The sequence below is a fragment of the Pseudomonas sp. NY15372 genome (assembly GCF_048068215.1).
Classification (GTDB): domain Bacteria; phylum Pseudomonadota; class Gammaproteobacteria; order Pseudomonadales; family Pseudomonadaceae; genus Aquipseudomonas; species Aquipseudomonas guariconensis_A.
The window spans coordinates 15307-39154 of record NZ_JBLUPY010000010.1 but is presented as its reverse complement, the minus strand read 5'-3'; the positions used below and the strand labels follow the sequence as shown (position 1 = coordinate 39154).

Below are 23848 nucleotides of genomic sequence, written 5' to 3'. Positions count from 1 at the left end.
GATCCTGGGGGCTGCTTTGCAGCCCATCGCGGGGGGCCCCCCCCGCCCCACGGGCCCCGCCCCCCCCCCCCACACACCCCGGTCCGGGGGGCCGGGGCTGGCCCCCCCACGGGCGCCAACACACCCCCCCACGCCGGGCCCCCCCCCCCCCCCCCCCGCCCCGCCCCCCCCCCCCCCCCCGGGGGGGGGGGGGGGGGGGGGGGCCCCCCCGGCGATGGGCCGCAAAACGGCCCCACTATCAGCGCTCCAGCGCCTGGTTCAGCGCCAGCACATTCACCACGGGCGGGCCAACCAACGGGTGCAGGGTGGACGCTTCTATCAGCGCTTGCAAGCGCTCCACCGGCACCTGACGCGCCGCCGCCACGCGCGGTAGTTGGTAGGCCACAGCCTCAGGCGGCAGGTGCGGGTCCAGACCGCTGCCAGAGGTGGTCAACAAAGCCTGGGGCACGGGCCCTTGCTGCGCTTGATACAGCGCGTTGGCCTCCCTCTTGATCCGCTCGGCCAACGCCGGGTTGCTCGGTGCCAGGTTGCTGGCACCGCTGGCCACGGTGGCGTAGTCCGCCGCCGAGGGGCGTGGATGGAACCAGGCATCGCCTTTGAAATCCTGGGCGATCAGCGCCGAGCCGCGGACTCGCCCTTGCGCATCACGAACCAGGCTGCCGTTGGCCTGTTCAGGGAAGGCCAGTTGGGCGATACCGGTCACCGCCAGGGGATACAAGGCGCCGGTGACCAAGGTCATCAGCAAGACCAGGCTCAGGGCCGGGCGCAGGTAGGTCGTCATGTTCGTCTCCTTCAAACCAAATGCAGGGCGTTGAGCAGCAGGTCGATCAGCTTGATTCCGGCAAACGGCACGATGATCCCGCCCACGCCATAAATCAGCAGGTTGCGCCGCAGCAGTTGCGCGGCACTCGCCGCTTGCACCCTCACACCGCGCAAGGCCAGGGGGATCAGCACGATGATGATCAGTGCGTTGAACACGATCGCCGAAAGGATGGCGCTCTGCGGGCTCTGCAACTGCATGAGGTTGAGCACGCCCAACTGCGGGTAGATGGACGCGAACAGTGCCGGCAGGATGGCGAAGTACTTGGCCACGTCGTTGGCGATGGAAAAGGTGGTCAGCGCACCGCGGGTGACCAGCAGCTCCTTGCCCACCTGCACCACGTCCAGCAACTTGGTCGGGTCGCTGTCCAAATCGACCATGTTGGCCGCCTCGCGCGCGGCCTGGGTGCCATCGTTCATGGCCATGCCGACATCAGCCTGAGCCAGGGCCGGGGCATCGTTGGCCCCATCGCCGCACATGGCCACCAGGCGACCATCGCCTTGCTCCTGGCGGATGCGCGCCAGCTTCTTCTCCGGGGTGGCTTCGGCAAGCACGTCGTCCACGCCGGCTTCGGCGGCGATGGCGGCGGCGGTGAGCGGGTTGTCGCCGGTGACCATCACCGTGCGGATGCCCAGCTTGCGCAATTCGGCGAAGCGCTCGCGGATGCCGGGCTTGACCACGTCCTTGAGGTGGATGACCCCAAGCAGGCGTTGGTCCAGGCACACCAGCAGCGGCGTGCCGCCCCCCTGGGCGATGCGCTCCACGTCGCGGGCCAGGGGCGCCGGCATGTCCAGGCGCTGCATGCCGACGAAAGCCAGCACCGCATCCACCGCGCCCTTGCGGTAGCGGCGCTGTTGGAAGTCGACGCCGGACAACCGGGTTTCGGCGCTGAAGGCGATCGGCTCGACCTCGCTGGCAGTGGGTTCGTCGAAGTCGTACTGCTGGCGCAGGTATTCGACGATCGACTTGCCCTCGGCGGTGTCATCGGCCAGCGAGGCAAGCAATGCCCCCTCCCCCAGCTCGCGCGCAGTGATGCCCGGTGCTGCGTGCAGGGCGCTGCAACGGCGGTTGCCGAAGGTGATGGTGCCGGTCTTGTCGAGCATCAACGTGTGCACGTCGCCGGCGGCCTCCACCGCGCGGCCGGAGCGGGCGATGACGTTCAGGCGCACGAGGCGGTCCATGCCGGCGATGCCGATGGCCGAGAGCAAACCGCCGATGGTGGTAGGGATCAAAGTCACCAGCAGCGCCGCGAGGAAGATCAGCGGCAGGCTGCCGCCGGCAAAGCGGGCGAAGGGCTGCAGGGTCACCACCACGATCAGGAAGATCAGGGTCAGACCGATCAGCAGGATGTCCAGGGCGGTTTCGTTGGGGGTTTTCTGCCGCTTGGCGCCTTCGACCAGGGCGATCATGCGGTCCAGGGTCGACTCGCCAGGGTTGCTGGTGATGCGCACCAGCAGCCAGTCCGAGACCAGGCGGGTGTTGCCGGTGACAGCGGAGCGGTCGCCGCCGGACTCGCGGATCACCGGCGCTGACTCACCTGTGATGGCTGCTTCGTTGACCGCGGCGATCCCTTCGATCACCTCGCCATCGCCAGGAATCAACTCGCCGGCGACCACCTTCACCACGTCGTCCTTGCGCAGTTGCGTTGCAGGGACGGTTTCGAAGGTGCCGTCGCGTTTGCGCCGTTTCGCGGTCAGGCCCTGGCTGCCGGCCTTGAGGCTGTCGGCACGGGCCTTGCCACGGCCCTCGGCCAGGGCTTCGGCGAAGTTGGCGAACAGCACGGTGAACCATAGCCACAGGGCGACCTGCACTGCCACGCCAGGGCTGACGTCGCTGCCCGGCACGAAGCACAGCACTGTGGTCAGCACAGCGGTGAGCGCCACCACCAGCATCACCGGCGAGCGCTTGAGCTGGCGCGGGTCGAGCTTGACGAAGGCTTGCACCAGGGCCGGGCGCCACAGGGCGGCGAGGCGGGTCTGGTCCTTGGCTGGATGCTGGGTTTTCACATTGGAAATGGGCATGTTCATGGAGGATTCCTCAGAAACCCAGGCTCAGGTATTCGGCGACCGGCCCCAGGGCCAGGGTTGGCAGGAAGGTCAGGCCACCGACCAGCAGGATGGTCACCAGCAGCAGGACGGTGAACAGGGGGCCGTGGGTGGGGAAACTGTTCAGCCCCTGGGGTGCGCGTTGCTTCGCCGCCAAGCTGCCGGCCAGGGCCAGCACCGGCAGGATGTAGCCGAAGCGGCCAATGAGCATGGCCAAGCCGATCATCAGGTTGTGGTATGGCGTGTTGGCACCGAAGCCGGCGAACGCCGAGCCGTTGTTGGCCGCGCCCGAGGTGTACGCATAGAGCAGCTGGCTGAAGCCATGGGCGCCCGGATTGGTCACCGCGCTGGCAGGCCCCGGCAGGCTGGCGGTGACGGCACCGAGCACCAGTACTCCGACCGGCATCACCAGCAAGGTCGCCACCAGCAACTGCACCTCCCGCGCCTGGAGTTTCTTGCCCAGATACTCCGGCGTGCGTCCGATCATCAGCCCCGCCAGGAACACGGCGACCAGCACGAACAGCAGCATGCCGTACAAGCCGGCCCCCACGCCGCCGAAGATGACTTCGCCCACCATCATATTGACCATGGCAACCATGCCGGTGAGGGGGTTGAGGCTGTCATGCATGGCATTGACCGAACCGTTGGAGGCGGCCGTGGTGGTGACCGTCCACAACACCGAGGCAGTGGTGCCGAAACGGCTCTCCTTGCCCTCCAGCGGTGCCGCTTGTTGCACCTGGGCGCCTTGCAGGGCCGGGTTGGGCTGTTGCTCGGACCAGAGCGCCACGGCGCCGCCGATCAGGAACAGAGCGAGCATGCAGGCGAGGATAGCGCGGCTCTGGCGCAGGTCCTTGACGTAATGGCCGAAGGTGAACACCAGCGCGGCTGGAATGAGGATGATCGACGCCACTTCGAACAGGTTGCTCCAGGCCGTCGGGTTTTCGAACGGGTGGGCCGAATTGACGCCGAAGAAGCCGCCGCCGTTGGTGCCCAGTTGCTTGATGGCGACCTGGCTGGCGACCGGGCCCAAGGGGATGGTCTGGTCGTTGCCTTGCAGGGTCAGGGCATGGGCGTAGTCGGCGAAGGTCTGCGGCACCCCCTGCCATACCAGCAGCAGTGCCAGCATCAGGCACAGCGGTAGCAGCACGTAGAGGGTGGCGCGGGTCAGGTCCACCCAGAAGTTGCCCAGGGTGGCGGCTGAACGCCGGGCGATGCCACGGCACAAGGCCACCAGCACGGCCAAGCCGGTGGCGGCACTGACGAAGTTCTGCACGGTCAGGCCGATCATTTGGCTCAGGTAGCTGACCGAGGCCTCGCCGCTGTACGCCTGCCAGTTGGTGTTGGTCATGAAGCTGACCGCGGTGTTGAACGCCAGCGACCATTCCTGGCCTGGAAGGTGTTGCGGGTTGAGCGGCAGGTGGCCTTGCAGCAACAACACCGCGAACAGGCTCACGAAGCCCGCCAAGTTGAACGCCAGCAGCGCCAGGGTGTACTGCTTCCAGCCCTGTTCCTGCTCGGCGCGCACGCCGGCCAGGCGGTAGCAGCCTTGCTCTACCGGCCCGCGTATCGGTGACAGCCAGGTACGCCGGCCTTCCATCACCCTGAAGCAGAAGCGCCCAAGCCAAGGTGCCGGCAACAGCACGATGGCGAAGAAAGCCGCCAGCAAGACGTAGTCGTAACTGTGCATGGCCGCTCCCTAGCCGCGATCGGCGCGCAGCAGCGCCACCAGCAGATAGACCGCCAACGCCACTGCCAAAAGCAGTGACACCCCTTCGAGCATGTTCATGCGCTTGTCTCCCTTTTTACGGCGCCTGCCGCGTCAGGAAGATTGTCGGAGGGTGGAGCGTAAAGGGACGAGGCCGAGGGGGCGCCCAGGGGATAAAGAATGCGTAAAGATCAGGCCTCTGAATCCCCTACCCTCACCTGTAGGAGCGGCCTTGTGCCGCGAAAGGGCCGCAAGGCGGCCCCGGCTATCATGGCGTTCTCATCGAAATCCTAGGACCGCTGCGCGGCCCTTTCGCGGCGCAAGGCCGCTCCTACAGGGAAAGGCGTTGGGTGATCGTGACGGCTACGCCTGTGGGGGCTGCGGCGTTTGCGCCCCGGCGTTGCGGCTCCAGTCCAGCAGCAGGCTGTAGCCCACTGCCAACAACGTCGGGCCGATGAACAGGCCGATGAAGCCAAAGGCGATCAACCCGCCGAACACCCCGAGCAGCACGATCACCAGCGGCAGGTTGCCGCCACGGCTGATCAGGTAGGGTTTGAGCACGTTGTCCACGCCACTGATGATGAAGGTGCCCCACAGGCCAAGGAACACCGCCATGCCATACTCGCCCTTCCACACCAGCCAGCCGGTGGCAGGTATCCAGGCCAACGGCGGCCCCATGGGGATCAGGCTGAGCATGAAGGTGACCAGCCCCAGCACGATGGCGCCCGGAACGCCGGCGATCAGGAAACCGATCATGGCCAGCAGGCCCTGGGCGGCGGCGGTGCCGATCACGCCGTTGACCACACGCTGCACAGTGCCGGCCACCAGGTCCAGATAGTACTCGGCGCGCTCGCCCATCAACCGCTGCAGCAGGCGCAGGACGAAGGCTGCCAGGCGCGGCCCGTCGCGGTAGAAGAAGAACACGAACACCAGGCTCAGGGTCAGCTCGAGCACGCCGCTGCCGATCTGCGCGCTGCGCGCCAGCAACCAGTTGCCCACCTGCCCCAGATACGGCTTGATCGACGCCATCAGCGCGGCGCCCTGCTGGTCCAGGGAGGCCCACCAGGCAACCAGGCGCTCCCCCACGAAGGGTATGTTGCCCAGCCAGGCCGGCGCATCGGGCAGGCCATCGACCTGCACGTCACGCACGAAAGCCGTGGCGTCGCGGATATGGTCGGCCAGGTTGAAGCCCAGCCACACCAAGGGCAAGGCCACCAGCAGAATCCACACGGCAGTGAGCAGGCCTGCAGCGAGGGTTTCCCGCCCGCCCAGGGCACGCGTGAGCAGGCGCATCAATGGCCAGCTGGCGAAGGCCAGGATCGCCCCCCACAGCAACGCCGAGATGAACGGAGCCATGACCCACAGGCCAGCGCCGAGCAAGGCCAGGAGGAGGATCTGGATCAACAGCCGGTCATTGTTGGCCATCATGGCTCTCGCTCAACGGATCAATTCCAGGTGCAGGCCATCGGTGGCTGCAGCCCCCACTTCCAGGCGCGCGGCGCGTACTCCGGCCTGCACCAGCTGCTCGCGCCAGGCTTCGGCCTGGGCTCCGCTGAGGCTGGCGCGCAAGGTGCTGTCCAGGTTCAGGCTGCGCCCGAGCAAAGCCACCCAGGCCGGTTGCGGCGTGGCCAGATCAGGGTAGTCCAGCTTGCCGGTGTCGCGCAGCTCGCGCAGCACCGTGGCCGGGGTCGGCAGCAGCTCGCCCAGAGGGGTGGCGGAGACGAACTCCTCGACATGCAGGTACGCACGGCGATTGCCACGGGTGACGCTGTAGAGCGACACCAGGGTGTCGGCTTCGTCGGCAGAACGGCGCAGGAGGATGAACGCTTGCTGCTCGTCGCCGCCGTTGAGCCGCGCATTGGCGAACACCTCGTTGGCCCACAGGCTGGCTTCGCCGCAATCGCGGCCTTGGCACCAGAACAGCGGATAGCCGCCATCGCGCTGCAAGGCTTCGCGGGCGCTGGTGAAGGCTTCACGGGCAGTGCGCTCCACGGGCAGCTCGTAGGTGACGGAACTCACCTGCCCGCGGCTTTCGACTTTCTCCTCGACCCGCAACCGGCCGCTGATCTTGCGCAGTGGGCCCATGGGGTAGACCCGTTCCTGCTCCACGGCCGGGCGCTGATCGACCACCTTGGCGTCCACCGGCACCGGCAGGCTGCCGGCCCACGATAACGGGCTGGCCAGGCCCAGGCATGCGGCGATAAGAATACGTGCGCTCATCGGCCACCCTTCACGCCCGGGGCGACGGTGAAACTCTCCAGGATGTCTGGCATGTGCATGGTTGTCTCCCTGTTCAACCCGCCAAGCCTCGACACTTGTCCGGTGCAAGTCAAGAAAAGCCGAAGAAGCGATTGAAACAGTCTGCAACAAGGGTTGCGCCTTGGTCGTCGTTCAAGTGCAGGTGATGGCCACCGGGCAAGGTGACCGTCTCGAAGGGTAGCTGCTCCAGCAAGGCCGTGTGGCGGGCGAGCATGCCGTCGGCGGCGATCACCAGGCAGGCCGGGCACGCGACGCGCTGCACGAAGGCCATGGCCTGGGCCTCGTTCAGGCGCACCGGTGATGGCAGGGTCAGGCGGCTGTCGCTGCGCCAGCTGTAGCCACCCGGTACCGGCATCAGGCCGCGCTGGGCGAGCAGCTCGGCGGCTTCGCGGCTGACCGCGACCATACCTTTCATGCGTGCCTGCACGCCCTCCTCCAGGGTCGCATACACCGACTTGCGCTTGCCGTCCAGGCGCAGTTGCGCCTGCAGGGCCATGCCCAGGCGCTCGGCAGCGTCCTGCTCGCGCCCGGTGGGCGGCACCACGCCGTCGATCAGTGCCAGGTGGCTGATGCGGTCTGGCAAGGCACCGGCCAACTGCACCGAAATGATCGCCCCCAGGGAATGCCCGAGCAGAGCAAAGCGCTGCCAGCCCAACTGCTCGGCCACCCGCAGCACGTCATGGGCGTAGTCGGCCAAGGCATAGCCGGCGCCCGGGGGACGGTGTTCGGAATACCCATGCCCGGCCAGGTCCAGGGCGACGATGCGCAGGCCTTTCAAGCGCGGCGCCAGGCGGATGAAGCTGTTGGCGTTGTCCAGCCAACCATGCAGCGCGATCACCGGCAGGCCATCGGCCGGGCCGAACAGGTGCGCCGCCAGCTCGATGTGGCCTAGGGCGAGGCGGACCTCCTCGACTTGCGTGTTCATGGGCGGCTCCAGCGGTCGAACAGGCCCTTGAGCAGCCTGGCGGTATCGCCCGGGCGCTCCAGCGGGAACATGTGCCCGCCCGAAATGCTGTGGTATTCACCCTTGGGCATATTGCGCACGGCCAGGGCATGGTGCCGGCGGACCACCCCGCTGCGATCGCCCCGCACCATGGCCAACGGCACCTGCAACTGGCGCGCGGGCGCCGGGCTGACATGGGGAATGCTGCGGTAGATACGGATTTCGGTGTCCGGGTCGAAGCAAAGGCGCAAGCCCTCCCCGGCCGACCGCAGGCCATGCTCGAGGTAGGCCTCCAGGCATTCGGGGTCGAAATGGCGGAACAAGGTCTTGCTGGCGAAGTAGGCCCGTGCGCTGTCGCGGTCAGGGAAGGCTTCGCGCCGCCCCAAGGTGCGCCCGGCGGGGGTGATGCGGTCGATGAAGCCGAAACGCTTGGCCGCGCGGATCAGCCACTGGTCGGCACGGGTCAGCACCGGGGAGTCGAGCATCACCACACCACGGTAGTACTGTGGGCAACGCAAGGCCGCATGCAGGTGCAGCACGCCACCCAGGGAATGGCCGACGCCCCACACCGGCTGGCCCTGCCGGGCAAGATGGTGCAGCAGTTCATCGACCAGGTTCTGCCAGTTGTCGTTCACCGGAAAGCGCGGGTCATGGGCATGCTGGGCCAGGTGCCGGACCTGGTAGTCCGGCGCCAGGGCAGCGAACAACTTGCCATAGGTGGCCGAGGGGAAGCCGTTGGCGTGGGCGAAGAAGATCTGCTGCGACATGGCGGCCGGGGCCTGCGTGGAAAATGAAGGTTCATTTTCGGCAAGGGGCGCTGGGGCGGCAACGTTTGGAAAAGTCATCCAAGAGGGCGATCAGGCCATCTTCAGGCCTTTATGGCATTCATGCCTGTGGAGCTTTCCGGATCCAGCGCCACTACTGGCCATAGTGAATACGATTGACATACCAGGTGACCTCGCCGGTAGGCGTGTTCACCACCACCTCGTCGCCCTCTTCCTTCTTCAGCAGCGCCCGGGCCATGGGCGAGTCGATCGAGATGTAGTCGTTGCGGCCATGGATCTCGTCATAACCGACGATGCGGAACGTCAACACCTCGCCGTCGTCGTTCTCGATCTCCACCCACGCCCCGAAGAACACCTTGCCTTCCTGCTCGGGTGAATAAGCAACGACCTTGACGTCTTCCAAGCGCTTGCGCAGGTAGCGAACCCGGCGGTCGATCTCGCGCAGCAGCTTCTTGTTGTACTGGTAGTCGGCATTCTCGCTACGATCGCCCAAGGACGCCGCCCAGGTGACCTTTTGCGTGATCTCGGGGCGATAGACCCGCCACAGGTGGTCGAGCTCCTTCTTCAGGGCCTCGTGACCTTCGATGGTGATGATGTTGGTGCTCAAGCCGTATTCTCCTCAGTGCATCCCCGGCAGGCGCGAACCTGCCGAGACACCGAGCTTAACGAAAAACGCCAGGCGCCACACGCGCCTCAACGGCGGGTGATCAAGCCCTGGCGGGCGATGCGGGTGAGCTGGCCGATCACGTCGGCGGCCTCGTCGGCCAGAGGCGCCTGGATAACCGCCAGATCGAAACGGTCATTGGCGAATTCGGCCAGGCCGTCGCAGGTTTCGGCGAACTGGACCAGGAACGCACGCGCCTGGCCCTTGCGCCGTGACAGGCCATCAAGGTTACGTAAAAGCGTGGGTTGATGCTGGCCGCCGAGCAGGATGCGCGGTGTACGGGAAGCCTGGTTGGCAGGCAATGGGCTCAAGCAGACACTGGTACGTGGACAACTCATGGAGATATCTCTGCCTCGCGAATCCCGCTGGGCAGCGGTGGGAGGCGTCACCGAACCAGCGCTTTAGCGGTATTTCGGATGACCCCGTGGGGCTTCTCCCGCGCCCCGCAAGTAGCTGTTTAAATCGGCGCAGACGGTATGCTAGAGGCTCGAGCTGCAACTTACAAGCCACCTGTGAAGGATTCAGCGCTTGGCCACACGCTCCAACGATTGCCGCTGGCGATTGAACGCCAGGAAGTACTTGTTGACGCTGTTGACGAAATTGACCGGCCCCATGCCCACCTGTTCCATGGCGATGCGCTCGGTCTGGAAGAACCACTGGTTGCCGTTGAGCCCACGGCGCCGTGCTTCGGCCCGCATGGCCTGGACCCGCTCCGGCCCGAGGTTGTAGGCCGCCAGCACGAATGCCATGCGCTCGCGCTCGTTGAGCTGGGGGCTGGCGAAGAACTTGCGTCGGATCAGCGCCAGGTAGCGGGCACCGGCCTGGACATTGCCATCAACGGTCGCCGTATTGCTCACCCCCACGCGACGGGCCGCCGATGGAGTGATCTGCATCAGCCCATGGGCGCCACCGCTGCCCCGCGCCGTGGGATTGAGCGTCGACTCCTTGAAGGCCAGCGCCGCCAGGTTGAGCCAGTCGATCTGCTGCGCCGCGCCATGCTTCTGCAAAACCGCACGCACCGACTCCAGGCGCTTGCGGTTCTTGCGTGCCAACGGGTCGTGCACCCGGTACTGGCGCCGGTAGATGCGCTCGAAGGCCGCGTCCTGGTTCGCCGGCGCGCGATAGCCCTGGAGGAAGCGGTCCACGGTGGCCAGCAGCATGTTGGCATCGCGCCTGACGTACCAGCGCATCGCCCGGGGCTGACCCAGGTTGACCCGGCTGTCCAGGCGCAGGCGCGGCATCACCCGCGCCCAGCGCTGGGCGATCGGGCGCTCCACCACGGTCAGGTGGTAGATGCCAGCCTGGACCATTTCCAGCACATCCTCCACGGCAAGGCTCGGGTCCACCCATTCCACCTTGATCGCGGCGCGCTTGCGCAAGGCCAACTGCTGGTTGAGCTGTTCGATCACAGCGCCAGCGGCACTGGCGCTGGTCAGGGCGACGGTACGCCCGGATAACTGCTCGACGCGGCTGAAACTGCGCTCGCCCTTGCGCCCGACCAGCATCAGTTGCACCTGGTCGCGCACCGGCGCGCTGCCGCTGACACCGCGCACCAGCGACGGGTCCAGCAGTTCGCCCGGCGCCGCCAGGTCGCCCTCGCCCCGCTGCAGGGCGGCGAGCAACTGCTCCTTGGCCCGTGGGATGAGCTTGAGGCGGATTTCCTGGCCGTCCCGGGCGCGAGCATTGAGGTAGTGTTCCAGGCCTCGTAGACGGTGATACTCGACGCCCACCGGCTCGCCCTTGACCTCGCCCGAGCTGTTGCGGCTCTGGTTCACCAGCACCCTGAGCACCTTGCTGCTGCGGATCTGCGCCAGGTCCCGCACCTGGCTGGCCGGCACGTGCTGCTGCGGGCCAGGCAAACGGGCATTGGCCGGCCCGGCCAGGGTCAGGCCGAAGATCAGCAGAAAAATCAGCAGCGATCGCAGCATGCGAGAACCTGTCCATGGGCGGTGGGCTGGCGTCATGGCGCATCCACCCATGACAAATGACGCCAAAAGACCACGACAACCGCTTGAAGTTCTGGGATTTATTGGAAATTCCCGATTTTTGCTATGCTGGCCGACCCGCGGCACGAGTGAGCACCATGCAACTGATCGATATCGGCGTCAACCTGACCAACAGCAGCTTCCATGACCAGCAGGCCGCCATCGTCGAACGCGCCGTGCAGGCCGGCGTGATACAGATGGTCCTCACCGGCACCAGCCTGGGTGTCAGCGAACAGGCCCTGGAACTGGCCTTGCAGCTGGACCCCGAAAGCCGCCACCTGTTCACCACCGCAGGCGTCCACCCACACGATGCCAGCCATTGGGACGTCGCCAGCGAGGGCCACTTGCGCCAGCTCCTGGCGCAGCCGCGCGTGCGCGCCGTTGGCGAGTGTGGCCTGGATTTCAACCGCGACTTCTCCCCTCGCCCGCTCCAGGAAAAAGCCCTGCACGCGCAGCTGGCCCTGGCCGCCGAACTGCAGCTGCCGGCGTTCCTCCACGAGCGCGACGCCAGCGAACGGCTGCTGGCGATCCTGAAGGATTACCGCGACCACCTGCCCGCCGCCGTGGTTCACTGTTTCACCGGCGAGCGCGAGGCCTTGTTCGCCTACCTGGACCTCGACCTGCACATCGGCCTCACCGGCTGGATCTGTGACGAGCGCCGCGGCACCCACCTGCATCCGTTGGTCGGCAACATCCCCAAAGGCCGCCTGATGCTGGAAAGCGACGCGCCCTACCTGCTACCGCGCAGCCTGCGGCCGAAACCCAAGAACGGGCGCAACGAGCCGGCCTTCCTGCCCGAGGTATTGCGCGAAGTGGCACTGCACCGGGGCGAACGCCCTGAAGACACGGCAGCCCATACCACCGCCACGGCGCAGGCGTTCTTCCAGCTGGCGTAGGCCCAGCCTTTGTTGACGCATATCAAGTCATGCTCTGGGGTGAGCAGGCACAATGATGGCACCTTGCCAATGTTGTTTCCGCTCAACTCAGAGAAGACCTGTCCATGGGTGCCTGGCTTAGCAATATCTCCCTGAAATACAAGTTCTGGGCCGTCAACGCGGTGGCCTTCATCACCACCTTGCTGCTGGTGCTCTACGCCGTGCACCTGGAACAGCAGGCGCGTGCCGAAGGAGCCCGCGACACGGCGGCCGCCCAGGCCGAGCTGATCGGCGCCTGGCCGTCCGGGCAAGCCCTGCCATCGCAGCCCAACCTGGTGGCCTGGCAGGCCGGGCAGGTGCCGGTCATCGCCGAACAGCCGCGCGAGGCCTTGGCCAACGCCCAGGGCTGGGTCGCGCTGCCCCACGCCAGGATCCTGGGCGACACCCCACTGCTCGGCGCCCAGGTCGTACGCCATGGCGACCAGCAAGTCGCCGTACTGGCTCACGCGCCGAGCCTGCGCCAGGTGTTCCTCGAGCGCTTCAGCCGCTATGCCGTCTGCGTGCTGATCCTGATGCTGGCGATGCTTTGTGCCTCGCAGTTGCTGATCCGCTTTCTGCTCAGCCAGCTAAATACCCTCAAGGACGTGATGCTCCACGTGGAGAAGACCGGCGACCTGGCCGCCCGTGTGCCGCTGTCCTGCGGCGATGAAGTCGGCCAGATGGCGGGCGCCTTCAATGCCATGCAAACCACCTACCACCGCATCGTCAGCACCGTGGCGCACACCGCGGCGCAACTGGACGCCGGCGCCGCACGCCTGGCCGCGAGCATGGACGAAGTACGCCACGGCATGATCGGCCAGCAAAGCGAAACCGACCAAGCGGCCACGGCGATCAATGAAATGTCCGCCACCGTGCACCATATCGCCCAGCATGCCGGTGCCACCCGCGACCTGTCCCAGAGCGCCGACGCCCTGGCCGGCAGCGGCCAGGCCGTGGTCAGCCGGGTACAGGGCTCGATCGCCGGGTTGTCCGGCGGGGTTCAGCAGACCGCCGAGATGATTCGCCAGCTGGCCGAGGACAGCCAGCGCATCAATGGCGTGGTCGGGGTGATCCACAGCATCGCCGAGCAGACCAACCTGCTGGCGTTGAACGCAGCCATCGAGGCCGCCAGGGCCGGCGACCTGGGCCGCGGCTTCGCGGTGGTGGCGGACGAAGTGCGCAACCTGGCCAGGCGCGTGCAAAGCTCCACGGATGAAATCACCGCCATGGTCTCGGCGCTGCAGGCCGGTACCCGGGATGCGGTGGAGTTCATGCAGGAGAGCTCATACAAGGCCGATGACTGCGTCAAGCAAGCCCAGGAGGCCGGCGAAGCGCTGCTCGAGATCACCAGCGCGGTGGCGCAGATGCGCGAGAGCAACACCCAGATCGCCGTGGCCGCGCAACAGCAGAGCCAGGTTGCCGAGGAGATGAACCGGGCGGTGGTGAGCATCCGCGATGTCACCGAACAGACCGTCCAGCAGACGGTCGGCTCGGCCACCACCAGCAGCGAACTGGCGACCCTGGCCGCGCAGCTGAACAAGGCCATCGGCCAGCTCAAGCTATAGAGTCGATAACCCGCCTCGATTGGCCCTCGCCAGGGGGCCGCACTAAGCTTTGGGCATGACCGACGAGGAAATGCCCATGAGCAAACGACTGCCCAACCTGCCCGCCTGGCAATGGCGTGGCTACCACCATAATCACCGTCACCCGACCAACCTGGTGCTGCACCTGATCGCCGTGCCGTTGTTCATCTTGGGCGCGCTGTTGGTGCTCTCGGGCCTGTTCGGCCTCGACCTGAGCCAGATTGCCGTCGGCATGATCGCCCTGGCCGCGGGCCTGGGTCTGCAGCGTCAGGGGCACCGCCTGGAAGCCGAACAACCGGAGCCGTTCGCCAACCGCAAGGATGCCGTGCAGCGTCTTCTGACCGAGCAGTTCATCACCTTTGCGCGCTTCGTCTTCAGTGGCGCCTGGTGGCGTGCCTGGCGCGAGCGCCACAAGCACCGCCGTTGAGGCAGCTAACGACGCGCCAGGGCCGCCTGCAGGGCTTGCAGGGTGATATCGGCCTTGCCCTCGGCCTCGTGCAGTTCGCACTCCCAAGCCGCCTTGAACGGCGCCAGGTCGGCGTGCTCGCGCACCAACAGCAACCACTGGACGCGGTCGTGCCAGTCGCCCAGGTCGCCCTGGGCCCGCTTGAGCAACCGCTGCAGTTTCTTGCCGGCATGCCTCAATTGCGGATAGGCCTCGTCGCCGTAGCGCGCCCGCTTGATCAGCAGGCGCAGGCGATGACGATCGTGGGCAGGGTCGGCCAGGGCCTTTTCCAATTTGCGCCATTGCTTGCGCAGGCGCTTGTCGATGCGTTTGCCCAGATCGTCCACCAGGCCTTCCCGGGCACTCACCCGCAGGAACAACGGGAAGTTGTCGATGATGGCCAGCACCCGGGTGAGCTGGCGGCTGGCGGCCACGCTGGCAAAGGTCTTGGCCCTGCCCTGCAGGCGTTGGCGCCCGACCTGTTTATGGCCCTGCCCGATCAGGTGCGCTGCCAGCACCTCGCGATCACGCAGGGGCGTGGTCAAGGTGCCCAAGGCTTTCGCCGCGTCCTCCAGCTGTTCCACACCCGGCAGCCCGCGCAAGGGCCGCAGCAGGCTGCGCAGGCGCCTCAGGCTGATACGCAAATCGTGCAGCGCTTCGCTGTCGACATCTGCAGCCAACCGTTCACGACACGCCAGCAGACGCACCTGAACGGCCAGCACCTGGGCAATGACATGATCGAGCATGGAAGCCATAGGTCACTCCAGCATCAACGCCCCGCGCGGGATTCACGGATGTAGAAGCGCGCCTTCTCGGCCTTGCGCGAGCAGCCTTCGAACGCTTCGAACTGTTGCTGGGTCTTGGCGCCGGTCAGCAGCGACAGGGCCTTGGAATAGCTGACGGTGCCGGCAAAGCCTTCGGCCTTGGCAAGGTCCAGTTCCTTCCAGGCGGCATCGAGCTGGTTCGCACAGCTGTCACGATAAGCCGTCTTGCCTGCGCAGCCAGCCAGGGCCAGGGCCAGGAGGGGAAGGCAGATCCATGCTTTCATCGGTAATACCTCGAAATTGAACAAACGAATTGAGTGGCCGTTCGACGCTCAGGCAAGCGAAAAGTGCCCTGCTCAGCGTAGCCCAGCGCGGTCTACATTGAAGCATAGGCAGCAATGGGTGCATTGTTGGACCATGGTTGCACAGCAGTGAGGGGGACGATCATGAGCAAACGCGTGGCATTGGTACTGGGATCCGGCGGTGCCCGGGGGTACGCGCACATCGGCGTGATCGAGGAGATCGAACGACGAGGCTACGAAATCGCCTGTATCGCCGGCTGCTCGATGGGGGCGGTGATCGGCGGCATCTATGCAGCCGGCAAGCTGGACGAATACCGCGGCTGGATCGAAAGCCTGGACTACCTGGACGTGCTGCGCCTGGTGGATGTGAGCTTTCGTCTCGGCGCGATCCGTGGCGACAAGGTGTTCGGCCAGATTCGCAAGATCGTCGGCGAGGTGAACATCGAGCAATTGTCCATTCCCTACACAGCCGTGGCGGCGGACCTCACCAACCAACAGGAAATCTGGTTCCAGGAAGGCTGCCTGCACCAGGCCATGCGCGCCTCGGCAGCGATTCCCAGCCTGTTCACGCCGGTGATGCAGGGTAACCGGATGCTGGTCGATGGCGGCATTCTCAACCCACTGCCGATCGTTCCGGTGGTTTCCAGCCACTGCGACCTGATCATCGCGGTGAACCTCAACGCTACCAACCAGAAGCAGTACCAGTTGCCGGTGATCGAACGCCCGGCGGCGTTCAAGATGCGTTTCGATTCCTTGATCAGTTCGCTTGGCTCGCGCATGCCCTTTCGACGCAAGCCGGCCGAACAGCTGATACGCATCGAGCAGGAAATCGTCTCCGAAGGCCTGGCTGCCCATAACCCTTGGCTCGGGGAGTCGGCAGACCCGGAAAGCCAGCAGCCTGCGGCTGCGCCGGAACGCGGGGGCGCGCCCAGGTCGGCCACCGGTTCGTTCATCATCGACAACGTCGGGCCGGCCTCGTTACTCGACCTGATCAACCAGAGCTTCGAGGTGATGCAGACGTCCCTGGCCCAGTACAAGATCGCCGGCTATCCGCCGGATGTGCTGATCAACGTGCCCAAGCGGGTGTGCCGCTTCTTCGAGTTCTACAAGGCGCCGGAGCTGATCGCGCTGGGGCGGGAGATCGCGCGGGATACGCTGGATAACTATGAAGGCGAGCGGCGTTAGGTGCCTGGGTGTTCACCCTGCACTGCCACGCGTACGTCCCGCGATTGGCCGGCGCGCCATCGCGATGCATGGCACAGGCTGCGCCCGTGATCGCGGGGCAAGCCCGCTCTCATAGAACAACGCATGACTATTTGATTTTGCGAGCCTTGTGGGAGCGGGCTTGTCCCGCGATTGGGCCGGGCCGGATATCACCGTCGCCTGGCAAGGGCTTCGCCTTTAATCACGGGACAAGCCGCGCTCCCACAGGGGGGCGGCGCTAGCCGCTTGTTCTCTGCGCGACAGCGCGGTCCGGCGGGCTGGGATATCTCTTGCAAGTTCAAGCGAAGCTCGAAACGAAACAGGCCGCATAAGCGGCCTGTTTCGTTACGGGGCGGGCACTCAGTAGCGAGTGACGTCGGCGTTGGCTTCCAGCTGCTTGCGATAGGCGGCGAAGTCCTGCTGGCCGGCACGGGAGGCGAGGTAGCGACGGATTTGCGTCTTCTCCTCGTCGGTGGCCGCAGCACCTTCGTTGACCCCCTTGAGCTGCAGGACCACCAAGCTGCCATCGCCCAGGACCACGCTGCCGTATACCGGCTTGTCCTTGGACTCGGGCTTGGCCAGACGGAACACTGCCTGCAGTTCGGCTGGGTCGATACCGTCCTGGCCGCGGGTGACCGCTTCCTGAACCTTCCACGCCTGGCCCTCATGGGCCGCATCAGCGGCGACCGAGCCATCACGCAGGCCAGCGATCAGCTTGTCGGCCTTGGCCTTGAGTTCGGCGATCGCCTTTTCCTTGGCCAGGTGGTCGTGGATGTTCTTGGCCACGGCCTCCAACGGCAGCTGCGACGGCTTGCGGTGCTCCTTGACCCGCAGCACGACCACGGTTTCCGGGTCCAGCTCGATGGCGTTGCTGTTGGCGCCTTCGTCCAGCACTTCTTCGCTGAACGCTGCCTGGACCACCGAACGGTTGGCGGTGATGCCTTCGCCGCCCTCGCGACCGAACGCTGCCGAGGTCTGCACCTTCAGGCCCAGGTCCTGGGCCGGCTGGGCCAGGTCGGAGGCTTCGAAAGCGGCATCCTCGAGCTGCTTGGTCACTTCCACGAAGCGCTGTTCGACCTGCTGGGTCTTCAGTTCGCGGGTCAGCTTGTCCTTCAGGCTGGCGAAGGTCGGCACTTCCGGCGCCTGGACACCCAGCAGCTTGATCAGGTGGTAACCGAACTCGGTGCGCACCGGCGCCGATACCTGGTCCTGGTTCAGCTTGTACAGCGCCTGCTCGAAGGCCGGGTCATAGACGCCGGGGCCTGCGAAGCCAAGGTCACCGCCATTGTTGGCCGAACCTGGGTCCTGGGAGAACTCCTTGGCCAGGGCGGCGAAATCCTCGCCCTTGGCCAGGCGTTGCTGGATCTCCTCGATGCGGGCCTTGGCCTGGGCATCGGAAACTTTGTCGTTGACTTCGATCAGGATGTGCGCGGCATGGCGCTGCTCGGCCAGGTTGGCGACTTCCTTCTCGTACAGGGCCTTGAGCTCGTCCTCGTTGACCTCGACCTGGTCGAAGAAGGCCGACTTTTTCAGCTCGATGTAATCGATGACCACCTGGTCTGGCGTCATGAATTCCTTGGCGTGCTGGTCGTAGTGCGCCTTGACCTCCTCGTCGCTCACCTTGACTGCGGCCGGGTCGGCCTTGAAGGTCAGCGAGGCGAAGTCACGGGTCTGCTTCTCCAGTCGGGCAAAGGCCTCGACCTGCTTGTCGGTGACGAAGCTGCTACCGGCCAGGCCTGTGCGCAGCTGGCTGATGAGCATTTCCTCGGTCAGCATCTCGCGGAACTGCATCCGGCCATAGCCCAGCTGGCGGATGACCGAGTCGAAGCGTTCGGCGCTGAACTTGCCGTCAACCTGGAACTCCGGCATCTGCAGGATCATTTGATCCAGCGCGGCTTCGGAGAAGGAGAACTTGGCATCCTTGGCGCCCTGCAACAGCAGCTTGCGCTCGATCAGCCCTTTGAGCGCGGCTTCGCGCAGCATTTTTTCGTCCAGCAGCGCGGGGTCGAAATCCTTGCCCAGCTGTTGCATCAGCTGACGGCGCTGCAAGTCGACGGCCTGGCTCAGCTCGTTCTGGCTGATGGTCTCGTCGTTCACCTTGGCAGCGTCCTGGCTATGGCTGGTGGCCTGGAAGATGGCCTCGAAGCCGGTCAGCGCCATCAGCACAACGATAAGGCCGATGATGGTCTTGGCAATCCAACCTTGTGAATTGTCCCTGATATTCTGCAGCATGCGTCCCCCAGAAACGGTTGTACCACTGCGTCGACAACCGTGGAGCGTGGGTAGAGTCCTGATAGAAGAAAGGCGCATCCTGTGGGATGCGCCTTTTCAAAGCGAGCGTGCCAACGGGAACGTTTGCGGCCCCGCCGTCACGCGGTCGGGCCTGGCATGGCCAAGCCCGGCTGAAAGAGACGACTTAGTTGACGGCGTCTTTCAGGCCCTTGCCAGCCTTGAAACCTGGAACCTTGGCGGCAGCGATCTTGATCGCCTTGCCGGTTTGTGGGTTGCGGCCAGTGCGCTCGGCGCGCTCCTTGACCGAGAAGGTACCGAAGCCAACCAGTACAACATCGTCACCTTGCTTCAGGGCGCCGGTGACGGATTCGATGACTGCGTCCAGCGCACGGCCAGCTACAGCTTTCGGAATGTCAGCGGATGCGGCGATAGCGTCAATCAGTTCCGACTTGTTCACTCTAAGTCCCCTTATATCTCTATTGAGTTTGTTTCTAAGTATGTAATGAAAAGCTTATGAAACGAGCACTGGGCGGCCTATTGACACTGGCGTGCCGTTTTATAGCAAGGCCCCGAAAAAACTGTCAAGGAAAGCCCCCCCAGCGAAATACGTACTAGTGCGTGCTGATTCTTTCCTTAGCATCGCCGTCGCGCTTTTCATCTTTCGCGACAATCTCCGGAGCCACATCTGGCAAGGGCTCCGGGGCGTATTGCAGCGCAATTTGCAGGACTTCGTCAATCCATTTGACCGGTTTGATCTGAAGATCCTGTTTGATATTTTCAGGAATCTCCTTCAGATCGCGAACATTCTCCTCGGGAATGATCACCGTCTTGATCCCGCCCCGATGCGCCGCCAGGAGTTTTTCCTTGAGGCCGCCGATGGCCAATACCTGGCCACGCAGGGTGATTTCACCGGTCATGGCCACGTCGGCGCGTACCGGGATCTGGGTCAGGGCCGAGACCAGCGCGGTGCACATGCCGATGCCCGCGCTCGGGCCGTCCTTGGGCGTGGCGCCCTCGGGCATGTGGATGTGCACGTCATGCTTCTCGTGGAAATCGGCGGCGATACCCAGGCTGCGGGCACGGCTGCGGACCACGGTCTGCGCGGCGGTGATCGACTCGACCATGACGTCGCCCAGGGAGCCGGTCTTGATCAGCTGGCCCTTGCCGGGGATGACCACCGCTTCGATGGTCAGCAGTTCGCCGCCTACCTGGGTCCAGGCAAGGCCGGTGACCTGGCCGATCTGGTCCTGCTGCTCGGCCAGGCCGTAGCGGAACTTGCGCACGCCGAGCAGATGCTCGAGCTGTTCGCCGGTGACCTTGACCTTGAGCTGCTTCTCGCCGGTGTGTTCCTTGACCACCTTGCGGCAGACCTTGGCGATCTGGCGCTCCAGGCCACGCACGCCGGCTTCGCGGGTGTAGTAACGGATGATATCGCGGATCGCGGTGACGTCGATCTCCAGCTCGCCCTTCTTCAGGCCGTTGGCCTTGACCTGCTTGGGCGTGAGGTACTTGACCGCGATGTTGATCTTCTCGTCCTCGGTGTAGCCCGGCAGGCGGATGACTTCCATACGGTCAAGCAGCGCCGGCGGGATGTTCATCGAGTTCGAGGTGCACAGGAACATCACGTCCGAAAGGTCGTAGTCGACCTCCAGGTAATGGTCGTTGAAGTTGTGGTTCTGCTCGGGGTCGAGCACCTCCAGCAATGCCGAGGCCGGGTCGCCACGCATGTCGCTGCCCATCTTGTCGATTTCGTCGAGCAGGAACAGCGGGTTGCGCACGCCCACCTTGGTCATCTTCTGGATCAGCCGGCCCGGCATGGAGCCGATGTAGGTACGGCGGTGACCGCGGATCTCCGCCTCGTCACGCACACCACCGAGGGCCATGCGCACGAACTTGCGGTTGGTGGCGGCAGCGATGGATTCGGCCAGGGAGGTCTTGCCCACCCCAGGCGGGCCGACCAGGCACAGCACCGGGCCGCGGATCTTCTTCACGCGCTTCTGTACGGCAAGGTACTCCAGGATGCGTTCCTTGACCTCTTCCAGGCCATAGTGGTCGGCATCGAGGATTTCCTCGGCCTTGGCCAGGTCCAGGCGTACCTTGCTCTGGGCCTTCCACGGCACCTGTACGAGCCAGTCCAGGTAGGAGCGCACCACGGTCGCCTCGGCGGACATCGGCGACATCTGCTTGAGCTTGTTCAGCTCGGCCTGGGCCTTGGCCAGGGCGTCCTTGGGCAGGCCGGCGGCTTCGATGCGCTTTTTCAGCTCCTCGACTTCGTTGTGGCCTTCGTCGCCATCGCCGAGTTCTTTCTGAATGGCCTTCATCTGCTCGTTCAGGTAGTACTCGCGCTGGCTGCGCTCCATCTGCTTCTTGACCCGGCCACGGATACGCTTCTCGACCTGCAGCAAGTCGATCTCGGCGTCCAGCAGCGCCAGAACGTGCTCGACCCGGGTCGGCAGGTCGACGATCTCGAGGATCTCCTGTTTCTGCTCGATCTTCAGCGCCATGTGGGCCGCCATGGTATCGACCAGGCGCCCCGGCTCCTCGATGCTATTGAGCGAGGACAGGACTTCAGCCGGGACCTTCTTGCCCAGCTGGACATACTGCTCGAATTGCGACAGCAACGTGCGCACGAAGACTTCCGACTCGCGCTCGGCAGCTTCCGCTTCATCGATCAGGGACACTTCGGCACGGACGTGCCCTTGGGTTTCGGTAAAACGCTCTACCGCACCGCGCTGCTCGCCCTCGACCAACACCTTGACGGTACCATCGGGAAGCTTGAGCAATTGCAGGACGGTGGCGATGGTACCGACGCGGTACAGGGCGTCTTCGCCTGGATCGTCATCGGCAGGATTCTTCTGGGCCAGCAGCAGAATCTGCTTTTCGCCCGTCATCGCGGCCTCGAGGGCTTCGATGGACTTCTCGCGCCCCACGAACAGTGGGATGACCATGTGCGGATAGACAACGACATCGCGCAATGGCAAGAGAGGCAAGTCGAGGGTGGTCTTCATGATTTCGCCTCTACAGCGGCCCTTAATGGCCGGAAACCGGTGGAAATGATGCTTGGACCTAATGTGGGGGCAGGTCTGCAAAAATACAAGCGCTGAGATCGGAAAAGCAGAAAGGGGCCCGTAGGCCCCTTTCTTGCGCGCTTGGCTTAGCCGACTCAGGCGTCGGGTGCGGCCTTGGCTTGCGGCTCGCTGTTTTCGTAGATCAGCAGCGGCTGCGACGTGCCATCGATGACGCTCTCGTCGATCACCACCTTGCTGACATCCTTCTGCGAAGGGATCTCGTACATGGTGTCGAGCAACACACCCTCGAGGATCGAACGCAGGCCACGGGCGCCGGTCTTGCGCTCCAGAGCCTTGCGTGCAACGGCCTTGAGCGCGTCGCTGCGGAACTCCAGGTCCACGTCTTCCATCTCGAACAGCTTGGCATACTGCTTGGTCAAGGCGTTCTTCGGCTCGGTGAGGATCTGCATCAGCGCCGCCTCGTCCAGCTCGTCGAGGGTCGCCAGCACCGGCAGACGGCCGACGAATTCCGGAATCAGCCCGAACTTGACCAGATCGTCCGGCTCGACCTCACGCAGGGACTCGCCGACTTTCTTGCCTTCCTGCTTGCTGCGCACTTCGGCGCCAAAACCGATGCCACCCTTGGTGGAGCGATTCTGGATGACCTTTTCCAGGCCCGAGAATGCACCACCGCAAATGAACAGGATATTGCGGGTATCGACCTGCAGGAATTCCTGTTGCGGGTGCTTACGCCCGCCCTGCGGCGGTACGGAGGCCACGGTGCCCTCGATCAGCTTCAACAGCGCCTGCTGCACACCCTCGCCCGAGACGTCACGGGTGATGGATGGGTTGTCCGACTTGCGCGAGATCTTGTCGATCTCGTCGATGTAGACAATGCCCATCTGGGCCTTTTCCACGTCGTAGTCGCACTTTTGCAGCAGTTTCTGAATGATGTTCTCGACGTCCTCACCCACATAACCGGCTTCGGTCAGGGTGGTGGCGTCGGCAATGGTGAACGGTACGTTCAACAGGCGTGCCAAGGTTTCGGCGAGCAAGGTCTTGCCCGAGCCGGTAGGCCCGATCAGCAGGATGTTGCTCTTGCCGAGTTCGACTTCGTCGCCCTTCTTGTCACGCTGGTTCAGGCGCTTGTAGTGGTTGTACACCGCTACGGACAGCACCTTCTTCGCGCGCTCCTGGCCAATGACGTACTGGTCCAGGATGCCGCTGATTTCTTTCGGCGATGGCAATTTGTGCGCGTTGCTTTCGGCCTGAGCTTCCTGCACCTCCTCACGGATGATGTCGTTGCACAGGTCGACGCACTCGTCGCAGATAAATACCGAGGGCCCGGCAATCAATTTGCGCACTTCGTGCTGGCTTTTGCCGCAGAAGGAGCAATAGAGCAATTTGCCGCTGTCCTCGCCGTTACGGGTGTCAGTCATTCGATCGATCCAATCCGGTAGGCATGAAACACAAGATGAAGGCAATTGCGGGCTTTTTCAAGTCCGCAGGTAGGCGCTTTCAGCGCCCACCCGCTCTGGCACCTTGGTTCAGGACGCCAGTTGCCGCTTGTCGTAGACCGAGTCGATCAGGCCGTACTCGGCCGCGCGCGCAGCGCTCATGAAGTTGTCGCGTTCGGTGTCGCGCTTGATGGTTTCCAGGTCCTGGCCGGTGTGGTAGGCCAAGAGCTCGTTCAGGCGCGCCTTGATGTTGAGGATTTCCTGGGCATGGATCTCGATATCGGTCGCCTGGCCCTGGAAGCCGCCCAGCGGTTGGTGAATCATCACGCGCGAGTTCGGCAGGCAGTGGCGCTTGCCAGCGGCACCGGCCGCGAGCAGGAAGGCACCCATGCTGCAGGCCTGGCCGATGCAGATGGTCGAGACGTCCGGCTTGATGAACTGCATGGTGTCGTAGATCGACATGCCCGCAGTCACCGAGCCACCCGGCGAATTGATGTACAGATGGATATCCTTGTCCGGGTTTTCCGCTTCAAGGAACAGCAGTTGTGCCACCACCAGGTTGGCCATGTAGTCCTCTACGGGGCCAACCAGGAAAATCACTCGCTCCTTCAACAGGCGGGAGTAGATGTCGTAGGCGCGCTCGCCACGGGCGGACTGCTCGATAACCATCGGGACCAGGCCGCCCGCGGCCTGGATGTCGGAGCTCTGCTGAATATAAGAATTGCGGGACATGT

At 64.6% G+C, this 23848-nt stretch carries 22 protein-coding genes; 4 read left to right on the top strand and 18 right to left on the bottom strand.

Going from position 1 to position 23848, the window contains the following annotated elements; all coding sequences use genetic code 11:
- Positions 1 to 238: 238 nt before the first annotated feature.
- The 11 genes from kdpC to ACNFG0_RS10360 all read right to left on the bottom strand — a co-directional run bounded on the left by kdpC (position 239) and on the right by ACNFG0_RS10360 (position 11149).
- Entirely contained in the window at positions 239 to 781 is a 543-nt protein-coding gene (gene kdpC / locus ACNFG0_RS10410; RefSeq protein WP_416764724.1) for a potassium-transporting ATPase subunit KdpC, read from the bottom strand.
- Between the two features lie 11 nt (positions 782 to 792).
- A complete protein-coding gene (kdpB, locus tag ACNFG0_RS10405; RefSeq protein WP_416764722.1) occupies positions 793 to 2847 on the bottom strand; it encodes a potassium-transporting ATPase subunit KdpB in 2055 nt (684 codons plus the stop codon).
- A gap of 10 nt (positions 2848 to 2857) precedes the next feature.
- Entirely contained in the window at positions 2858 to 4552 is a 1695-nt protein-coding gene (kdpA, locus tag ACNFG0_RS10400) for a potassium-transporting ATPase subunit KdpA (protein WP_416764720.1), read from the bottom strand.
- A 9-nt stretch (positions 4553 to 4561) separates the two neighbouring features.
- Entirely contained in the window at positions 4562 to 4651 is a 90-nt protein-coding gene (gene kdpF, locus ACNFG0_RS10395) for a K(+)-transporting ATPase subunit F (RefSeq protein WP_196146580.1), read from the bottom strand.
- A 282-nt stretch (positions 4652 to 4933) separates the two neighbouring features.
- Positions 4934 to 5995 (bottom strand): AI-2E family transporter, encoded by a 1062-nt coding sequence (locus tag ACNFG0_RS10390; RefSeq protein WP_196146581.1) that lies wholly within the window; start codon positions 5993 to 5995, stop codon positions 4934 to 4936.
- A 12-nt stretch (positions 5996 to 6007) separates the two neighbouring features.
- A complete protein-coding gene (locus ACNFG0_RS10385) occupies positions 6008 to 6790 on the bottom strand; it encodes a DUF4892 domain-containing protein (RefSeq protein ID WP_196146582.1) in 783 nt (260 codons plus the stop codon).
- Between the two features lie 109 nt (positions 6791 to 6899).
- On the bottom strand, positions 6900 to 7754 hold the full coding sequence (locus tag ACNFG0_RS10380) for an alpha/beta hydrolase (RefSeq protein ID WP_196146583.1): 855 nt from the start codon (positions 7752 to 7754) through the stop codon (positions 6900 to 6902).
- Positions 7751 to 8539, bottom strand: a complete 789-nt coding sequence (locus ACNFG0_RS10375) for an alpha/beta fold hydrolase (protein ID WP_416764716.1) — start codon at positions 8537 to 8539, stop codon at positions 7751 to 7753. The genes ACNFG0_RS10380 and ACNFG0_RS10375 overlap by 4 nt, the downstream gene beginning before the upstream one ends.
- A 151-nt stretch (positions 8540 to 8690) precedes the next feature.
- Positions 8691 to 9164: a transcription elongation factor GreB gene (gene greB, locus ACNFG0_RS10370; protein WP_416764714.1), complete on the bottom strand. Its 474-nt coding sequence runs from the start codon at positions 9162 to 9164 to the stop codon at positions 8691 to 8693.
- An 86-nt stretch (positions 9165 to 9250) separates the two neighbouring features.
- Positions 9251 to 9559, bottom strand: a complete 309-nt coding sequence (locus ACNFG0_RS10365; RefSeq protein ID WP_196146586.1) for a hypothetical protein — start codon at positions 9557 to 9559, stop codon at positions 9251 to 9253.
- A 183-nt stretch (positions 9560 to 9742) separates the two neighbouring features.
- Entirely contained in the window at positions 9743 to 11149 is a 1407-nt protein-coding gene (locus ACNFG0_RS10360; RefSeq protein ID WP_416764712.1) for a transglycosylase SLT domain-containing protein, read from the bottom strand.
- A 155-nt stretch (positions 11150 to 11304) separates the two neighbouring features.
- On the opposite strand from ACNFG0_RS10360, the gene ACNFG0_RS10355 reads away from it, so the two are divergent.
- The 3 genes from ACNFG0_RS10355 (at position 11305) to ACNFG0_RS10345 (ending at position 14130) form a co-directional block, all read left to right on the top strand.
- Positions 11305 to 12102 carry a TatD family hydrolase gene (locus ACNFG0_RS10355; RefSeq protein ID WP_416764710.1) on the top strand — a complete coding sequence of 266 codons (798 nt, stop codon included), beginning with the start codon at positions 11305 to 11307 and terminating at the stop codon, positions 12100 to 12102.
- A 104-nt stretch (positions 12103 to 12206) separates the two neighbouring features.
- Positions 12207 to 13685 carry a methyl-accepting chemotaxis protein gene (locus ACNFG0_RS10350; RefSeq protein ID WP_416764708.1) on the top strand — a complete coding sequence of 493 codons (1479 nt, stop codon included), beginning with the start codon at positions 12207 to 12209 and terminating at the stop codon, positions 13683 to 13685.
- Positions 13686 to 13761: 76 nt separating this feature from the next.
- Positions 13762 to 14130 (top strand): Mpo1-like protein, encoded by a 369-nt coding sequence (locus tag ACNFG0_RS10345; RefSeq protein WP_416764706.1) that lies wholly within the window; start codon positions 13762 to 13764, stop codon positions 14128 to 14130.
- A gap of 5 nt (positions 14131 to 14135) precedes the next feature.
- Here the strand turns inward: ACNFG0_RS10345 and ACNFG0_RS10340 are convergent, their stop codons facing one another.
- Both ACNFG0_RS10340 and ACNFG0_RS10335 read right to left on the bottom strand, forming a co-directional pair.
- Positions 14136 to 14903, bottom strand: coding sequence for a CHAD domain-containing protein (locus ACNFG0_RS10340; protein WP_416764704.1), 768 nt, complete (start codon positions 14901 to 14903; stop codon positions 14136 to 14138).
- Positions 14904 to 14917: 14 nt separating this feature from the next.
- On the bottom strand, positions 14918 to 15196 hold the full coding sequence (locus ACNFG0_RS10335; protein ID WP_084854798.1) for a hypothetical protein: 279 nt from the start codon (positions 15194 to 15196) through the stop codon (positions 14918 to 14920).
- Positions 15197 to 15358: 162 nt separating this feature from the next.
- On the opposite strand from ACNFG0_RS10335, the gene ACNFG0_RS10330 reads away from it, so the two are divergent.
- The gene (locus ACNFG0_RS10330) at positions 15359 to 16399 is read left to right on the top strand and encodes a patatin-like phospholipase family protein (RefSeq protein ID WP_196155068.1); all 1041 of its coding nucleotides are present in this window, start codon (positions 15359 to 15361) and stop codon (positions 16397 to 16399) included.
- A gap of 378 nt (positions 16400 to 16777) precedes the next feature.
- On the opposite strand, the gene ACNFG0_RS10325 is transcribed toward ACNFG0_RS10330, so the two are convergent.
- The 5 genes from ACNFG0_RS10325 to clpP all read right to left on the bottom strand — a co-directional run bounded on the left by ACNFG0_RS10325 (position 16778) and on the right by clpP (position 23846).
- Positions 16778 to 18649: a SurA N-terminal domain-containing protein gene (locus ACNFG0_RS10325; protein ID WP_196155067.1), complete on the bottom strand. Its 1872-nt coding sequence runs from the start codon at positions 18647 to 18649 to the stop codon at positions 16778 to 16780.
- 184 nt (positions 18650 to 18833) lie between these two features.
- The gene (gene hupB / locus ACNFG0_RS10320) at positions 18834 to 19106 is read right to left on the bottom strand and encodes a nucleoid-associated protein HU-beta (RefSeq protein ID WP_011533117.1); all 273 of its coding nucleotides are present in this window, start codon (positions 19104 to 19106) and stop codon (positions 18834 to 18836) included.
- A gap of 154 nt (positions 19107 to 19260) precedes the next feature.
- Positions 19261 to 21657, bottom strand: coding sequence for an endopeptidase La (lon, locus tag ACNFG0_RS10315; protein ID WP_196146594.1), 2397 nt, complete (start codon positions 21655 to 21657; stop codon positions 19261 to 19263).
- A gap of 155 nt (positions 21658 to 21812) precedes the next feature.
- Complete coding sequence (gene clpX, locus ACNFG0_RS10310) at positions 21813 to 23096, bottom strand: ATP-dependent Clp protease ATP-binding subunit ClpX (protein WP_043213487.1); 1284 nt, start codon at positions 23094 to 23096, stop codon at positions 21813 to 21815.
- 108 nt (positions 23097 to 23204) lie between these two features.
- Positions 23205 to 23846, bottom strand: coding sequence for an ATP-dependent Clp endopeptidase proteolytic subunit ClpP (gene clpP, locus ACNFG0_RS10305; protein WP_084854802.1), 642 nt, complete (start codon positions 23844 to 23846; stop codon positions 23205 to 23207).
- Positions 23847 to 23848: the final 2 nt, after the last annotated feature.

Excerpts from the sequence above, each read along its gene's own strand:
- kdpC (WP_416764724.1), bottom strand. The coding sequence starts at position 781 with ATGACGACCTACCTGCGCCCGGCCCTGAGCCTGGTCTTGCTGATGACC.
- kdpB (WP_416764722.1), bottom strand. The coding sequence starts at position 2,847 with ATGAACATGCCCATTTCCAATGTGAAAACCCAGCATCCAGCCAAGGAC.
- kdpA (WP_416764720.1), bottom strand. The coding sequence starts at position 4,552 with ATGCACAGTTACGACTACGTCTTGCTGGCGGCTTTCTTCGCCATCGTG.
- kdpF (WP_196146580.1), bottom strand. The coding sequence starts at position 4,651 with ATGAACATGCTCGAAGGGGTGTCACTGCTTTTGGCAGTGGCGTTGGCG.
- ACNFG0_RS10390 (WP_196146581.1), bottom strand. The coding sequence starts at position 5,995 with ATGGCCAACAATGACCGGCTGTTGATCCAGATCCTCCTCCTGGCCTTG.
- ACNFG0_RS10385 (WP_196146582.1), bottom strand. The coding sequence starts at position 6,790 with ATGAGCGCACGTATTCTTATCGCCGCATGCCTGGGCCTGGCCAGCCCG.
- ACNFG0_RS10380 (WP_196146583.1), bottom strand. The coding sequence starts at position 7,754 with ATGAACACGCAAGTCGAGGAGGTCCGCCTCGCCCTAGGCCACATCGAG.
- ACNFG0_RS10375 (WP_416764716.1), bottom strand. The coding sequence starts at position 8,539 with ATGTCGCAGCAGATCTTCTTCGCCCACGCCAACGGCTTCCCCTCGGCC.
- ACNFG0_RS10365 (WP_196146586.1), bottom strand. The coding sequence starts at position 9,559 with ATGAGTTGTCCACGTACCAGTGTCTGCTTGAGCCCATTGCCTGCCAAC.
- ACNFG0_RS10360 (WP_416764712.1), bottom strand. The coding sequence starts at position 11,149 with ATGCTGCGATCGCTGCTGATTTTTCTGCTGATCTTCGGCCTGACCCTG.
- ACNFG0_RS10355 (WP_416764710.1), top strand. The coding sequence starts at position 11,305 with ATGCAACTGATCGATATCGGCGTCAACCTGACCAACAGCAGCTTCCAT.
- ACNFG0_RS10350 (WP_416764708.1), top strand. The coding sequence starts at position 12,207 with ATGGGTGCCTGGCTTAGCAATATCTCCCTGAAATACAAGTTCTGGGCC.
- ACNFG0_RS10345 (WP_416764706.1), top strand. The coding sequence starts at position 13,762 with ATGAGCAAACGACTGCCCAACCTGCCCGCCTGGCAATGGCGTGGCTAC.
- ACNFG0_RS10340 (WP_416764704.1), bottom strand. The coding sequence starts at position 14,903 with ATGGCTTCCATGCTCGATCATGTCATTGCCCAGGTGCTGGCCGTTCAG.
- ACNFG0_RS10335 (WP_084854798.1), bottom strand. The coding sequence starts at position 15,196 with ATGAAAGCATGGATCTGCCTTCCCCTCCTGGCCCTGGCCCTGGCTGGC.
- ACNFG0_RS10330 (WP_196155068.1), top strand. The coding sequence starts at position 15,359 with ATGAGCAAACGCGTGGCATTGGTACTGGGATCCGGCGGTGCCCGGGGG.
- ACNFG0_RS10325 (WP_196155067.1), bottom strand. The coding sequence starts at position 18,649 with ATGCTGCAGAATATCAGGGACAATTCACAAGGTTGGATTGCCAAGACC.
- lon (WP_196146594.1), bottom strand. The coding sequence starts at position 21,657 with ATGAAGACCACCCTCGACTTGCCTCTCTTGCCATTGCGCGATGTCGTT.
- clpX (WP_043213487.1), bottom strand. The coding sequence starts at position 23,096 with ATGACTGACACCCGTAACGGCGAGGACAGCGGCAAATTGCTCTATTGC.
- clpP (WP_084854802.1), bottom strand. The coding sequence starts at position 23,846 with ATGTCCCGCAATTCTTATATTCAGCAGAGCTCCGACATCCAGGCCGCG.